A 14510-nucleotide genomic window follows, 5' to 3' on the forward strand; every position below is an offset into this window, starting at 1 on the left:
TCCAGCAAAGTCCGCAACTAAGGGCTGCAATCCGAATCCACACTGAACCCTGAAGAACACCGCAGTGTCGATAAACTGTATGGCCCATAGAGCCAACATCAATCAGGAGCTTCCCCATGGATTTTATTCGCATCATCATCGCCATTCTGTTGCCGCCACTGGGTGTGTTTCTGCAAGTCGGTTTCGCCGGGGCATTCTGGCTGAACATTCTGCTGACGTTGTGCGGTTACATTCCGGGGATCGTGCATGCGGTGTATATCATCGCCAAGCGCTGAGTCTGGCCGCGCCGATTAGATCGCATTCGCGAGCAAGCCCGCTCCCACATTTGATCTCTGCTGTTCACACATAATGTGTTCACAGAAGGTCCAGTGTGGGAGCGGGCTTGCTCACAAATGGGCACCGCAAACACCTGCACTGAGCGCAGGCTTCAGTCCGCCAACTCCATCACCCGCCGATAAAACAGCCACTCCTGCTCCAGCGCATGGGCCTGATTGCCGGCCTTGCGAAAGCCATGGCGCTCGTCGGCGTAATAATGCGCTTCGACCAGAAGGCCGTTGTCCTGTAGCGCAGTGACCATGTCGCGGGTCTGTTGCGGCACCACCACGGCGTCCAGTTCGCCCTGAAAGAAAATCACCGGAACGCTGATGTCATTCGCGTGCAGCAATGGCGTACGTGCGGCGTAGCGTTCGGCGTCTTGTTCAGGGTCGCCGATCAACCAATCCAGATAATCACCTTCGAACTTGTGCGTAGCACGGCCTAGCGCAACAGGATCGCTGACGCCATACAGGCTGGCACCCGCACGAAAGACCTTGTGAAAGGCCAGTGCGCACAACGTGGTGTAGCCACCGGCGCTGCCTCCACGAATAAACGCTTTGTCGCCGTCGATCAGTCCCTGATCGGCGAGGTAGGCCACCACCGCACAGGCATCTTCCACATCCACCTCGCCCCAGCTCAAATGCAGCGCCTGGCGATAAGCGCGGCCATAGCCGCTGCTGCCTCGGTAATTGAGGTCGGCCACGGCGAAGCCGCGTTGCGCCCAATACTGGATTCGCGGGTCGAACATCGGGTAACAGGCTGAAGTCGGGCCGCCGTGAATAAACACCACCAACGGCGGTTTCGTGTCGTTGGTCATTGCCGGGTAGAAGAAACCGTGGGCCTCGCCCGAACCGCTTGGATAACGCAGGGTTTGCGGGCGACTGATCTGTTCGGCGGGCAGCGGTGAGATACCGCCGGCCAGAACGTTGACCTGGCGTGTTTCACGGTCGATGGCAATGATTGCCGATGAACTGACCGGTGAAGCGGCGATGCAGTAGATGAAGTGCTCATCCTGTGCGAGATGGCGGAAGCGGCTGTAGTCGCCAGTGAAATCGTCACGGGAACCATCGCCATGACAAAGCCCCAGTCGACCAAAACCACCTTCGGTCCAACTCGCCAGATAAGTGTCTTCGCTCAACGGTAACCAGGTGCAACCACCCAGTTGCCAAGGCGCGGGTCCATGGTCGGCGGCAGCGCTTGGAAGTGGACTCAGACCGTTGCTCGACTCCACCCACGGCTGCCAGAGACCACCGCGATCCGTCAGACAATACAGGCGGCTGCTGTTATCGAATCGAGGTTGTTGCAGTGACTCCTGGGCACTATCGCCGGCCACACATCGAGGTTGCGCAAAACTGCGATCGCTCTGGCGTTCGGCAACCATCAGGCGGGTAACGGTCCAGGGCTGATCCGGGCGATTCCACTCGATCCAGGCCAGACGCTGCCCGTCAGGGCTCACGGTCGGTGCCGAGTAGAAATCGGCACCTTCGGCCAGCAGATGACGTTGGCCGTCAACCAGATCGAGAGCCACCAGGCGATGTTGATCGCGGTTCTCTTCCACCGCCAGCACCTGCCCGTCGGCGAATTGCAGATCGCCGTAACGGCATTCATTTGAAGTCAGGGCCTCAGGTGCCTCACCCGTCAGCGATTGCCGATACAGCTGCTGATCGGCCTCGTTGACGAAAACCAGCCCGTCATCGGTCAGACAAAACGCGCCGCCGCCATATTCGTACACCCGGCTGCGCACACTGAAGGTGGGCGGCGTCAGGCAACGAGCCTGGCCGTCGCGCCACTGCCAGATCCGGCAGGCGGCGTCCTCGGGGCGGTATTCGTTCCAGAACAGGCCATGTTGCCCGACCTGTAACTCGGCGAAGTCGATGCCGGACGCGACAGCCCTGGCGGCGCTCAAGGGTTCAGCTTTTGGCGATGAGGCGTGAGTTTCGTTCATTGCGAAAGGCCAGTTGTTCAATGGTCTGGGTCGCGTGTTCGGCTTCTTCGCGGGCCTTGAGAATCACGCCGTGATGTTCCGACTTGCTGCACACCGGGTCGGCGTTGCTCGCGTCACCCGTGAGCATGAACGCCTGACAGCGACAGCCGCCGAAGTCTTTTTCTTTCTCGTCACAGGAGCGGCACGGCTCGGGCATCCAGTCGTAACCGCGAAAGCGGTTGAAACCGAACGAGTCGTACCAGATGTGCTGCATGCTGTGGTCGCGCACGTTGGGAAACTGCACCGGCATCTGTCGGGCACCATGACAAGGCAGGGCGGTTCCGTCCGGGGTGACTGTCAGAAAAATACTGCCCCAGCCATTCATGCAGGCTTTCGGGCGTTCTTCGTAATAGTCCGGCGTCACGAAAATCAGCTTGCACGGATGCCCTTCGGCTTCCAGTTTGGCGCGGTATTCATTGGTGATGCGTTCGGCGCGAACCAATTGTTCTTTAGTCGGCAACAGGCCAACCCGATTGAGCTGGGCCCAGCCGTAGAACTGGCACGTCGCGAGTTCGACGAAGTCCGCTTCAAGGGCAATGCACAGCTCGATGATCCGGTCGATCTTGTCGATGTTGTGCCGATGGGTGACGAAGTTCAGCACCATCGGGTAGCCGTGAGCCTTCACCGCGCGAGCCATTTCGAGCTTTTGCGCGAAGGCCTTTTTTGAGCCGGCCAGCAGGTTATTCACTTGCTCGTCGCTGGCCTGAAAACTGATCTGGATGTGGTCCAGACCGGCCTTCTTGAAGTCGCTGATTTTCTGTTCAGTGAGGCCGATGCCGGAGGTGATCAGGTTGGTATAAAAACCCAGCTTGCGCGCTTCAAAGATCAACTCGGCGAGGTCTTGGCGCACCAGCGGCTCACCGCCGGAAAAACCCAGCTGCGCCGCACCCATCTCCCGGGCTTCGCGAAAGACTTTGATCCACTGCTCGGTGGTCAACTCTTTGCCCTGCTCGGCGAAATCCAGCGGATTGGAGCAGTACGGGCATTGCAACGGGCAGCGATAGGTCAGCTCGGCCAGCAACCACAGTGGCAGGCCGATTTCAGGCTTGGGCGGTAACTTGATTGACGTGGAGTCAGGCAAGTTCGATCCAGTGCTGAGCACGGGCAACCTCCATGAATTGCTCGATGTCTTCACCAAGCTCGGGCACGTCGGGGAACTGCGCGTCCAGTGCGGCGATGATCGCTGCGACGTCCCGCTGGCCATCGATCAAGCCGCCAATCAGCGCGGCGCTGTCGTTGAGTTTGATCATGCCTTCCGGGTAGAGCAGCACATGGCCTTTTTGCGCCGGTTCGTACTGGAAACGGTAGCCGGGACGCCAGGTCGGGGTTTTGCTGCGATCGAAACTCATAAGGTGATTCCTTTATGCCAGACCCGCTGTTCGGTCACGCTGTGGTACGGCGGGCGGTTCAGTTCGTAGGCCATGCTCATGGCATCGAGCATGCTCCAAAGAATGTCCAGTTTGAACTGGAGAATTTCCAGCATGCGCTCCTGGCCTTCCCGGGTAGTGTAGTGCTGCAAAGTGATCGCCAGACCATGCTCCACATCCCGGCGCGCCTGGCCTAGGCGAGTGCGGAAATACTCGTAGCCGGCCGGGTCGATCCACGGGTAATGCTGCGGCCAGCTGTCGAGGCGCGATTGGTGGATCTGCGGCGCGAACAGCTCGGTCAGCGAACTGCTGGCGGCTTCCTGCCAACGGGCCCGGCGGGCGAAGTTGACGTAGGCGTCGACGGCGAAACGCACGCCAGGCAGCACCAGTTCCTGAGAGCGCAGTTGATCCGGGTCGAGGCCGACGGCTTGGCCGAGGCGCAGCCAGGCTTCGATACCACCCTCTTCGCCGGGGGCGCCGTCATGGTCCAGCAAACGCTGAATCCACTCGCGACGAATCTCCCGGTCCGGGCAGTTGGCCAGAATCGCGGCATCCTTGAGTGGAATGTTCACCTGGTAATAGAAACGGTTAGCGACCCAACCCTGGATCTGCTCGCGCGTCGCCCGGCCTTCATACATCGCCACGTGATACGGGTGATAGATATGGTAGTAGGCACCCTTGGCGCGCAGGGCCGCTTCGAATTCGGCGGGGGACATTGCGGTGTCAGTCATTGCGGTTCTCCGGGAAACAAACCTAGATGTGTAGCGCTTGTGCGGGCCTCATCGCGAGCAGGCTCGCTCCCACAGGGTTTCGCGTGGCAACCCCATCCAGTGTGGGAGCGAGCCTGCTCGCGATAGACCGCGCAGCGGTCTCGGTTTCCTACAACACAATACTCATGCCGTCATACGCCACTTCAACCTCGCGCCGAACCAGCTCCGCACGCTCCGGCGAATCTTCATCGAGAATCGGGTTGGTGTTGTTGATGTGGATAAGCACTTTGCGTTGCTTGGGCAGCTGTTCCAGCACTTCGAGCATGCCGCCAGGGCCGTTCTGCGCCAAGTGGCCCATTTCCCGGCCAGTGCGCGTGCCGACGCCACGGCGCTGCATTTCGTCGTCGTCCCACATCGTGCCATCCACCAACAGGCAATCGCTGCTGGCCATGATCTTCAGCAGCGATACGTCGACCTTGCCCAGGCCCGGTGCATAGAACAGTTTGCCGCCGGTGCTCAGATCTTCGACGATCAGGCCGATGTTGTCGCCCGGGTGCGGGTCGAACCGATGCGGCGAGTACGGTGGTGCAGCGCTACGCAGGGGCAGCGGGGTGAAGCGCAGGTTCGGGCAGGCCGGGACGGTGAAGCTCTGATCGAGTTCGATACGGTTCCAGTTCAACCCGCCATTCCAGTGAGTCAGCATGGTGAACAGAGGGAAACCGGTGCTCAGGTCTTCGTGGACCATGTCGGTGCACCAGACCTGATGCGGGCAACCTTCGCGCAGGCTGAGCAGGCCGGTGGTGTGATCGATCTGGCTGTCCATCAGGATGATTGCGCTGATGCCGGTGTCACGCAGCGCGCGGCCCGGCTGCATTGGCGCAAAACTCTGGAGCTGGGCGCGGATGTCCGGTGAAGCATTGCACAGCACCCAGTTCACGCCGTCATCGGAAATCGCGATGGACGACTGGGTGCGCGCCTCGGCCCGCAGGCTGCCGTCGCGAAAACCTGCGCAGTTCACGCAGTTGCAGTTCCACTGGGGGAAACCGCCGCCGGCGGCGGAACCTAGAATCTGGACAAACATGGCCGCTCCATCATTGAAAGCTGAAAATAAAAACGCCCCGGCGAGCCGAGGCGTAGCACTGCATTCTCTACCAGACGGCAGAGCTTAGCGGCTTGCGAAGTACATGGTGACTTCGAAGCCGATACGCAGGTCGGTGTAAGCAGGTTTGGACCAGGACATAGAAGCGCTCCTTCAGGTGGATGGGACAGTTGAGACCTATACATATAGTCCACCTCCAGCTGGAGATGTTCAGATAGTTAGGTGGCTATGTTACTCAAAATTACAGAGCGATTGGCCACGAATCTTTGAGAAAGCTAATTGCAGCGCCGGTAATGATCATTTTGCCACTTGCCAAAGCGTAGTCGGGCAAGGTTCATTGGCCAGGCAGCGCCATCCGCCGTCGGCTCGGTTCAGTCGTTGTGCCGCTGCCAGCAAGGCTTCACGGTCGACCATCAGAATCGCCTGAGGCAGACGCTGCAGGTAATCAGACGAGTGGCCGGCCAGTTTGCCTTGCCAGAGCAGCTCGGCGGCCTGGGCGTTGGGCAGGGCGATGCTGTCGAATTGATCGGCCAGGGCTTGGCGCTGAGCGATGAAGGTCGCGTCATCGATGCGTTCGATCATCCCTTCCAGTTCGCTGAGGAACTGTTCGATGTGTTCCAGTAAATTCATGGGCGCGACGCTCGGCGATTGCACGCCGAACAGCAGCCCGGTCTGACCGTTTAGCTGGCGTAGTCCACTGAATACGGCGTAACCGAGCTGCAGCTCCACCCGCAGGCGCTGGTAGAACGGCGTCTGACATACGTGTGCGAGCAAACGCCAGGCGGCCTCATCGGCGATGTCATGGGTTGCTGTCGGACAAAAGAGCAACAGCGCGTGTTCGCTGGAGGCGGTATCGACGGAGTTCCAGAGATGCTGCGACCGAATCGACGGAGGCGGCGTCAGTTGACTGTCCGCAGTGCCGGGAATACGACTCAAGGCAAGCCCCATCGCCGCTTGTGTCTGGGCAGACAGGCTTGTTGCCAGACCGTCCCAGCGTGCGCCCGACCAGAGTTGCTGTAGGTCATCTGAGACTACGGTGTGCTCAAGGCATAGATCGGGCAGTGCCTTGAGCAATTGTCGAATCGGCATCAATGCAACGGCCGCCGGCTCTTCCTGTGAGAAATCGGCATCAGGTTTTGTCAGTTCTTCCAGCGCATGTTCGAGGACTGTCGGCATCGGTTCCTGCAGCCCCGTCATTTTCAACAGCCACTCGTTGCCCGAAGCACTGAAGGAAAAGTCGACACCGGCCTGACGCGCATCTTCACGCAACATCCGCAGGTTGTTTTCCAAATTCGACTGAAGTCGGCTGTGAGGAGCGAATCCCAGACGCCAGCGCAGATAAACCGCACCTTCATCCGTGTTATCCGGCAACGCCTGACTGAACTGCATCGGCGAACGTTCGCGCCGACTGCGTGAGCGATCCTGGGCAAAAGTCCGCAGGCCGCGATGGGCGCTGGTCTGGCCGCGAATCAATCCGGCATTCGGGGCTGGCGTCTCGGCGCGCAAAAACGGGTTGGGGGTCGGCAGTTGCCACTGGTCGGTGAAGTTATCCACAGCGCCGATTTGTTTGAGGATTGCCTTGAGGGCGACAACGCCCTGTTCGGATAATCCGAGTTCAAGCTGTTCGCTGTCTCGTTGGGCCAGTTGCAGGGCGCTGCTGACTTGCTGTTGGCGCTGCAGCAGGGCGGCGTACTCTTCGCGCAATTCGGCCCAATCCTGATGGGAGGCAAAAAAGCCCAGCCAATCCAGAAGCCGTTCGCGGATCACATTGTCCGGTTGCGTAGCGTGGGCGGGCCGTGTGAGTTCGATGTGCAGCAAGGCTTGGCCAGCGTAGTGATAGAGCGGCGTGGCTTTCAGGTTGTCCGCCAGCCCATGCTCTCGCAGCTGCGCCAATAGGCCTCCGGGTTTTTTGGCGTTCAGCCAGTGGCACAGGAACGCCAGCGCTTCGGGCGATGAGTCGGGCAGTGTTTCGAAGGTGAACAGCAGATCCAGCCGACGTTCTCCAGCCTGTTGATAACTATTGTCTGAAGAATCCATCAACAGGGTGGGTTTTGTCTGAGGGACTTTCTCGCCGGAGGGAATAGCATCGGCAAACGCCTGTGCCATCTCCTTCAACTCATCGAGACTCTGTGGCCCGGCCAAACTTAGGGTCATCTGCCCGGTCTGGTAAAACTGCTGATAAAAGCCCTTCAACGCTTGCTGAAATTCCGGGTGCGGCACCGGCAAGCTGTAACGGTTACCAGCATGGAATGCCCGCAACGGATGAGCCGCCGAGAGTCCATCGTACAGCGCGAACTGTTGTTGGGCCGCCGCATCCCGCGACCAAGCGACAAATTCGGCGTGCAGCACTTCCCGTTCTCGCCGCTGATCGTCTGGATTCATACGCGGATGAGCGAGCATGTCTGACAAACGCTCCAGCCCACCGTTAAACGCCTGAGGCGGCAGCTCGAAAAATAAGTCCGTCGTACGTTCGCTGGTTCGCGCATTCACTTGCCCGCCATGACCTTGCACGTAGGCCATCAACCCTTGCCCTGCAGGAAAGCGCTCTGTACCCAGGAACAGCAAATGCTCAAGAAAGTGCGCCAGCCCCGGCCAGGCCAGTGGCACGTCGTGACTGCCTGCAGCGACCCGCAACGCAGCGGCGCAGCGCTTCAAATCCGGCGCATGACGCAACGTCACCCGCAGGCCGTTGGCGAGGGTTTCAGTATGAAGGCGAGGGTGATTCAGCGCAGGCATGAGCACTTCCAGAACAGAGAAGCGCTAATGCTAGCGGATTAGGGCTTGTTCAGCTCGCCGTATAGCTCGGGACGGCGGTCGAGGAAGTAGCGATTGGCGGCGCGGGAATCGATCATCAGCTGACGATCCAGTTCACCGACAATCAGCGCTTCATCAAGTCCGGCCTGGGCGATGCGGCTACCATCCGGAGCGGCGATGCTGCTTTGGCCGCAATACTGGATCTCGTCTTCGTGCCCGCAATAGTTGGCGTAAGCCACATAACACTGGTTTTCGAAGGCCCGTGCGCGGACGGTGACGTCGGCAATGAAATCGTAGGGAATCATGTTCGCCGTCGGTACCAGGATCAGCTCTGCACCGGCCAATGCCAGGCGCCGGGCGTTTTCCGGGAACTCCAGGTCGTAGCAGATCAAAAAGCCAAGCTTCCAGCCGTTGAGTTCAACCAGCGGAAACTCGTCCGGCCCGGGGCTGAACATTGAGTGGTCGAGGTCGCCGAACAAGTGAGTCTTGCGGTAGTTGCACAACCGCTCGCCATTGGCGTCGATCAACTGCACGGCGTTGTAGATCTGCCCGTCTTCGGTACGCTCCGGGTAGCCATACAAAATGGCGATCCCTGTCGTTTTGGCAATGCGCGCGATTTGCTGCGCCGATTCACCGTTGTGCACCTCCGCCAGCACGCTGACCGCATCGATGCCGATGTTGTAGCCGGTCAGGAACATCTCCGGCAGCACCAGCAAGTCTGCGCCCTTGGCCTCCAGCGCCAGTTGATGCAGGCGTTGCAGATTACCTGCGACATCCAGGGGCAGCGGTGGACATTGGTAAAGGGCTACGCGCATTTCGGATTCCTCTTACTCGGGCAGGGCGATCGGACCGATTTCGTTGAACACATCTCCTGGACCCGGGTTTTCGGCGTGAGTTTCACCGCCGAAGTGTTTCATGATCCCCCACACCGCGTTGAGCGACGTCTGCACCGCGCCTTCGACCCATGCCGGCGTCCACGAAACGTCGTCGCCGGCGATGAAAATCCCGCGCTGCTCGGCCGGCATGTCGTCCTGCATGAAGTGCGCGTACATGCGCTGATTGTAGCGGTAGTGGCCGGGCAGGGCGCCTTTGAACGCTCCGAGGAAATGCGGGTCGGCTTCCCAGGACACGGTGATCGGATCGCCGATGATCCGCGCGGCGATATCGACTTTCGGGTAGATCTTCTTCAATGCATCCAGCGCCAGCTTCACGCGTTTTTCCACCGGGTGCGGGAGCATTTTCAGGGCGTCGCTCATCCACGAGTACGACAGGCAAATCACCCCTGGCTTGTCGTCGCCGTTATCGAACAGGTATGTGCCGCGGGTCAGGCGATCAGTGAGGGTCATGCTCATCAGGTCGCGGCCTGTTTCCGGGTCCTTGTCCTTCCAGAATGGGCGATCGACCATCACGAAGGTTTTCGACGATTGCATGTAGCGTGTGCGGTCCAGGGCCATCCACATCTTTTGCGAGAACAGGCTTTCGTCGCATTCGATCTGGGTGGTCAGCAGCCAGCTCTGGCAGGTAGTCAGTACGGCCGCGTATTCGCGTGTGTCGCCGTAGTTGTCGGTGACGGTAAAACGCCCGTTCGGTGCGTGGGCGATTTTTTTCACGCCGGAGCGTGGCGCGCCGCTGTGCAACGAACTGAGACTGGTGCCTTCAGGCCAATGCACGCAACGCTCCGGCACATGGCGCCAGATGCCCAGCGGCACTTGTTCCACGCCGCCGACTACCAAGTGCTGGTGATCGTCGCAGTTGGTCATCACTACGCGGAAGATTTCCAGCATCGAGTTGGGGAAGTCCGAGTCCCAGCCGCCAGTACCGAAACCGACTTGGCCGAATACTTCGCGATGATGGAACGAGAGCTTGGCGAAGGCTTCGGAGGTGGCGACGAAATCATAGAACGTGCGGTCGTCCCACAGCGGCACCAAGGTGTTCCACAGTTCCTTGAGGCGCGGCACGTCGCGGTCACGGATCGCTTGCTGGATATCGGAGAACTGCGAGCCGGCTTCCAGAGCATCGGCCCAGGCGTCAGCGACTTCCTGGAACAGTGCAGGAAGATCCGCCAGTTTCTGTGCGTAATGAGTTTTACCTTCCAGATCGATTACCGTGCTGCCCGACGCAGGCGTCAGCGGGTTCGGGAAGGGTTTGGTCTGGAGGCCGAGCTTGTCGACGTAGTGATAAAACGCAGTGGACGACACCGGGAAACGCATACCGCCGAGCTCGGCGATGATGCCTTCAGCGCCATTGAAGGCCTGCGAGCGCAGACGGCCGCCCATCTTCGAGGCTTCGTAGACGACGGGTTTAAGGCCCAGCTTCATCAATTCGTAGGCGGCCACCAGGCCTGCAATGCCGGCGCCGACAATCGCCACTTCGGCGCCGTGATTGTGTGCCGGAATGCTGCCCAGCCCGGCCGGGTGCTCGATCCAGTCGTCGAAAGCGAAAGGAAAGTCCGGGCCGAAAACGGTGACCGGTTTTTTACCGTCTGCAGGATGGCGATTGTTCTTGTTCATGGCTGACCTTGCTGGCGACCTGACGCAGAGTGCGCGTCTGAGTATAGGAAAAGATGGCAGCCATTCTAGAGAGCGTAGAACACGTTAATAAGACGCAATGTGTCGTCATTTTGCTAATTACTTGATCAATATGACGACGTATCGCTACACACTGTTCAATGTGGGAGCGAGCCTGCTCGCGATGAGGCTCGATCAGGCAATGAAGAATTATCGGTTGAAACTCAAACCGGCTGCCCCCGATCAATCTTGCTACTCAGGATGATCGAAGTCGTCGTTTTCTCCACCCCATCCACACTGCCAATCTGATCCAGCAACTGATCCAGCTGCTCCGGCGAGTCGGTGCGCAACCACGCTACATAATCGAATTCGCCACTCACCGCACACAGTTGCTGCACCTGCGCCATGGCGCTGAGACGACGCAGCACTTCCTTGCCGGACCGCGGTTGCACGGTAATCCCGACGTACGCCTGCAATCCCCCATCCACCACGCGCTGTCCCAGGCGCACACCGTAACCGGTGATCACCTTGGTCTTTTCCAGCCGCGCCAGGCGCGACGTGACGGTGGTGCGGGCGATGCCCAGTTGACGGGCGAGCATGGCGACACTTTCGCGCGCGTTGATTTGCAAGGCCGCGATCAATTGGCGGTCGATTTCGTCAAGGACGGGCGGGCGGGTGTCAGGCAAAGGGGCATCTCCAGCGGCACAGATCAATGGGCAGGCATGTTACAGGCACATCCTGCACGGTGCTCGTGGCGGTTGTCTGGACTAGCCTTGGATGACCTGACCAAACGCCTCGCGAAACCGTCGCATTTGCGCGTCGGTCCCCACACTGACCCGAACCCAGGTCGGCCAGCTCTGCCAGACCCGACCAATCCGCACGCCACGATCGGCCAGTGCCTTCACGACTTCATCCCCCGGGCGCCCGACATCAATCATGAAGCAGTTCGCCTGCGACGCTGTGCAGCGAAAGCCGCGTGTTTTCAGCCAGGCGATGGTCTCATCACGCAGTCGGGCATTGTTGTGCTTTCGCTGGGGCAACAGTTCGGCGTCTTCAAGGCTGGCAATCCCGCCGAGCAGCGTCGAGACGGCAGGCACGTTGTAATTGCCGAATACTTCCAGTTGCTCAAGCAATGCCGGATGACCCACCGCCACGCCGAGGCGGGCGCCGGCCATGCCGTAGATCTTGGAGAACGTGCGCAGCACCAGCAGCTCTGGATGATCCTTGACCAGCGGAATGCAGGTCGGCACATCCGAAAAGTCGAGGTAGGCCTCATCAACCAGCAGGATCGAGCCCTTGGGTTTCCCGGCGAGCACCCGTTCGATGTCCGCGCGCGGGGTAATTGTGCCTGTCGGATTATTCGGATTGCACAGGTAGATCAATCCGGCATTCGAGTCAGCTGCCAGCATTCCTTGAACGTCGTGGGCGTGTTGAGCATTGAGCGGCACTTCATGCACCGGGACTTTTATACCGCGCGCCGCTTCAACGGGATCTTCATAGGAGGGCGTAGCGACCACCAGACTGGCGTTCTGTGTAAAGGCATGCACCGCGTGCTGCAAGGCCGCTTTGGAGCCGCTATAGGTCTGAACGTACTCTTGCGGCACGCCTTGTTGGCGGGCGAACAGGGCATTGAGTTTGTATTGGGTTTTATAGGGGTAGCGCCCGCATAAGGCGATCCCTCGTTCCATCGCTTGCCGGGCAGCAGGCGTAGGCCCCCATGGGCTTTCATTGAAGTTGATCAGTATTTCATCGGACGGAACGGGCGCGGCGACCGTCGGACTCTGCGCCCGAACCCACGGTGTGTGCGCCAAAAACGGCAGGGCGGCAGCAAACCCCATGATTGAACGACGCGTGATATCGACCATAAAAATTCCTTTTCCGGATCATCAGATGCGTCTCGGTCGGTTTACCAGGACACTGATGTAACGAAATGGTTAATGATTGATTTAGGTTGGCTAAACACTGGTCGATAGCATGGACACGAGCCGTTACTCTCATAGTCGAATACGCAACGGAGGGCTGTGACGGGAGATGATGGGAATGATGAAGAAAATGCCTCCCGCTATACGGGAACATGCATTGCAGATCGCGAATCACGAAATGGGGCACTACGTGGTTGCCCGAGCCTTGGGATTTGAAACGGGTGATGTGACCTTGAAAGTCACCATGGACCTGAGGCATCAGGCCGGGGCTTCCATTATCTTGACGCGGCCAATTTCCTCGATAGAAGAAATGAAGGAGCATCTGGAAGGTCGGCTGATCGTCCTCTTTGCAGGAGCCATGAGTCAGACCTTACCTGCAAAGCATTCGGCCAGGAAACTTGTCGATAAATTGAAAGCGACAGCCATCCTGAATGGAGAGCTCGGGGCAGAACAGGATTACGCAAAAGTAAGGGAGTTACGGCACTTGCTGCGAAATATATCCTACCCTGCTACGGATCCTGCGTCGTCCGAGCGCATAACTGCCGAGCTTAAAGAAATCACTGATCGTGTGTGGTTGCGGACCCAACAAATCGTAGAGGCATTGGCCGATACGATTACCGGACTGGGCGCGGCGCTGGTAGACGGCATGGTCATTGTGGAGCAATGGGGTAGGCCGGCGGATACTTATGAGGTCGTGTTGACGAGGGAAATGCTTGAGCGGTTGCGGCCTGTGCAGGCCATTCCATTGTTGAGTGTCTGGGGCTGAAAAGTGCCTAAAAAAGCCCGGCGTTTTTGCCGGGCTCTATCGCAGCATTCAGGCTCAAGCGCATGCTTTGTCTTGATTGTGCCATTCACCTGCAAACTCCAGATTGAGTTTGTAAAGGTCGTGGTCCAATTTGTTGATGGTATTGATAGCGGCCATCAGATCCGCTTCGCCAGTTTTGGCTTCAAGATAAAGACCCCGCAGGTACCGGTCGTTCACCATCGGGATTTTATCGGTTTTTTCCCAGATCGCGACGGCCTGGCTCGTCAAACCTACGATCTCGGCGAGGCTTTCCTGGGACAGCCCAAGCTCTTTTCTCAAAAATCTGAACTCGGCGCCTGTCAGTAATGAAGGCTTCTCCGCGATGGCCTTGCCGATTACGTCATGTAGGCCTTTCACATCCGTGATGGCAACAGACTCGCCATATGCGGTCTCTTTCACCACGAAGCCATTGCTAAGCCATACGTTTGGTAGGCCGCTTTCTACGTAGTGGTACATAAAACTCACCCCTTCTTTTGTATCGTGGTCACTATGACGAGAAATGTCCCGTCGTCATCGATGTCGATTGCGCCGACGACCTGGAGAGGTGACCCAGCTCTAAACCAAGAAATAGTAAACCTCCAATCACCCCCAGGCTGCTGAAACGGCCCTTCGGTGATCTGCCCCTTACCTAAACAGTCCATTACATCCGGCATGCTCACGCCTCGCTCAATCATCCGCGCCTTGGCGTGCGGCGAGTAGAAGATGCGTTCCGATACCTCCGAAAGCTCACGTATTATTTCAAGAGCTTTCTTTTTTGGCAGTGGAAAGGGGAGAAGGATGGTCATTAGTTTTCTATAGTATTTATAGGTTGTGCCATCCTGAAGTGCAAGATTGGTTTGTCAAATTCTATTGTGTGTCTGCGACCTTTGTGGACGTTTCAGCTGCGTTGAAAAAACAAAAGCGTTAGGAAAACCTGAGTGACAGACACGAAAAAGCCGCGCATTTGCGCGGCTTTCGTGTTTGGTGGGCCCAGTAGGACTCGAACCTACGACCAAGGGATTATGAGTCCCCTGCTCTAACCAACTGAGCTATAGGCCCTCAGTAGGC

Annotated in this window: 15 protein-coding genes and 1 tRNA gene; 2 read left to right on the forward strand and 14 right to left on the reverse strand. The window is 58.5% G+C overall.

Annotated features, from left to right (window positions below):
- Window positions 1-116: 116 nt before the first annotated feature.
- A complete protein-coding gene (locus ACZ9IM_RS07605) occupies window positions 117-275 on the forward strand; it encodes a YqaE/Pmp3 family membrane protein (RefSeq protein ID WP_007904205.1) in 159 nt (52 codons plus the stop codon).
- 152 nt (window positions 276-427) lie between these two features.
- Here the strand turns inward: ACZ9IM_RS07605 and ACZ9IM_RS07610 are convergent, their stop codons facing one another.
- The 11 genes from ACZ9IM_RS07610 to ptaA form a co-directional block, all read right to left on the reverse strand.
- A complete protein-coding gene (locus ACZ9IM_RS07610; protein ID WP_427626494.1) occupies window positions 428-2260 on the reverse strand; it encodes a S9 family peptidase in 1833 nt (610 codons plus the stop codon).
- Window positions 2226-3362 carry a pyrroloquinoline quinone biosynthesis protein PqqE gene (gene pqqE, locus ACZ9IM_RS07615; RefSeq protein WP_192345008.1) on the reverse strand — a complete coding sequence of 379 codons (1137 nt, stop codon included), beginning with the start codon at window positions 3360-3362 and terminating at the stop codon, window positions 2226-2228. Before pqqE ends, ACZ9IM_RS07610 begins: the two co-directional genes overlap by 35 nt.
- A gap of 10 nt (window positions 3363-3372) precedes the next feature.
- Window positions 3373-3648 carry a pyrroloquinoline quinone biosynthesis peptide chaperone PqqD gene (pqqD, locus tag ACZ9IM_RS07620; RefSeq protein ID WP_192344807.1) on the reverse strand — a complete coding sequence of 92 codons (276 nt, stop codon included), beginning with the start codon at window positions 3646-3648 and terminating at the stop codon, window positions 3373-3375.
- Window positions 3645-4397 (reverse strand): pyrroloquinoline-quinone synthase PqqC, encoded by a 753-nt coding sequence (pqqC, locus tag ACZ9IM_RS07625; RefSeq protein ID WP_063342344.1) that lies wholly within the window; start codon window positions 4395-4397, stop codon window positions 3645-3647. The genes pqqD and pqqC overlap by 4 nt, the downstream gene beginning before the upstream one ends.
- A gap of 148 nt (window positions 4398-4545) precedes the next feature.
- Window positions 4546-5457: a pyrroloquinoline quinone biosynthesis protein PqqB gene (gene pqqB / locus ACZ9IM_RS07630; RefSeq protein WP_192344806.1), complete on the reverse strand. Its 912-nt coding sequence runs from the start codon at window positions 5455-5457 to the stop codon at window positions 4546-4548.
- Window positions 5458-5541: 84 nt separating this feature from the next.
- Window positions 5542-5616 carry a pyrroloquinoline quinone precursor peptide PqqA gene (pqqA, locus tag ACZ9IM_RS07635; RefSeq protein ID WP_009045898.1) on the reverse strand — a complete coding sequence of 25 codons (75 nt, stop codon included), beginning with the start codon at window positions 5614-5616 and terminating at the stop codon, window positions 5542-5544.
- 156 nt (window positions 5617-5772) lie between these two features.
- The gene (pqqF, locus tag ACZ9IM_RS07640; RefSeq protein WP_476223649.1) at window positions 5773-8211 is read right to left on the reverse strand and encodes a pyrroloquinoline quinone biosynthesis protein PqqF; all 2439 of its coding nucleotides are present in this window, start codon (window positions 8209-8211) and stop codon (window positions 5773-5775) included.
- Between the two features lie 38 nt (window positions 8212-8249).
- Window positions 8250-9044: a carbon-nitrogen hydrolase family protein gene (locus tag ACZ9IM_RS07645; RefSeq protein ID WP_427626489.1), complete on the reverse strand. Its 795-nt coding sequence runs from the start codon at window positions 9042-9044 to the stop codon at window positions 8250-8252.
- Window positions 9045-9056: 12 nt separating this feature from the next.
- A complete protein-coding gene (locus tag ACZ9IM_RS07650) occupies window positions 9057-10739 on the reverse strand; it encodes a flavin monoamine oxidase family protein (protein WP_008067390.1) in 1683 nt (560 codons plus the stop codon).
- A 221-nt stretch (window positions 10740-10960) separates the two neighbouring features.
- A complete protein-coding gene (locus ACZ9IM_RS07655) occupies window positions 10961-11422 on the reverse strand; it encodes an Lrp/AsnC family transcriptional regulator (protein ID WP_090179061.1) in 462 nt (153 codons plus the stop codon).
- An 81-nt stretch (window positions 11423-11503) separates the two neighbouring features.
- The gene (ptaA, locus tag ACZ9IM_RS07660) at window positions 11504-12601 is read right to left on the reverse strand and encodes a pyoverdine biosynthesis transaminase PtaA (protein ID WP_427626487.1); all 1098 of its coding nucleotides are present in this window, start codon (window positions 12599-12601) and stop codon (window positions 11504-11506) included.
- Window positions 12602-12776: 175 nt separating this feature from the next.
- On the opposite strand from ptaA, the gene ACZ9IM_RS07665 reads away from it, so the two are divergent.
- Window positions 12777-13424, forward strand: coding sequence for a peptidase M41 (locus tag ACZ9IM_RS07665; RefSeq protein ID WP_427626485.1), 648 nt, complete (start codon window positions 12777-12779; stop codon window positions 13422-13424).
- Window positions 13425-13478: 54 nt separating this feature from the next.
- Here the strand turns inward: ACZ9IM_RS07665 and ACZ9IM_RS07670 are convergent, their stop codons facing one another.
- The 3 genes from ACZ9IM_RS07670 to ACZ9IM_RS07680 all read right to left on the reverse strand — a co-directional run bounded on the left by ACZ9IM_RS07670 (window position 13479) and on the right by ACZ9IM_RS07680 (window position 14501).
- Complete coding sequence (locus ACZ9IM_RS07670) at window positions 13479-13919, reverse strand: helix-turn-helix domain-containing protein (protein WP_008067397.1); 441 nt, start codon at window positions 13917-13919, stop codon at window positions 13479-13481.
- Window positions 13920-13924: 5 nt separating this feature from the next.
- Window positions 13925-14248 carry a DUF4258 domain-containing protein gene (locus ACZ9IM_RS07675; RefSeq protein WP_427626483.1) on the reverse strand — a complete coding sequence of 108 codons (324 nt, stop codon included), beginning with the start codon at window positions 14246-14248 and terminating at the stop codon, window positions 13925-13927.
- Window positions 14249-14424: 176 nt separating this feature from the next.
- Window positions 14425-14501 (reverse strand) — tRNA-Ile (locus tag ACZ9IM_RS07680).
- Window positions 14502-14510: the final 9 nt, after the last annotated feature.

This window comes from Pseudomonas sp. TE12508 (assembly GCF_056279485.1).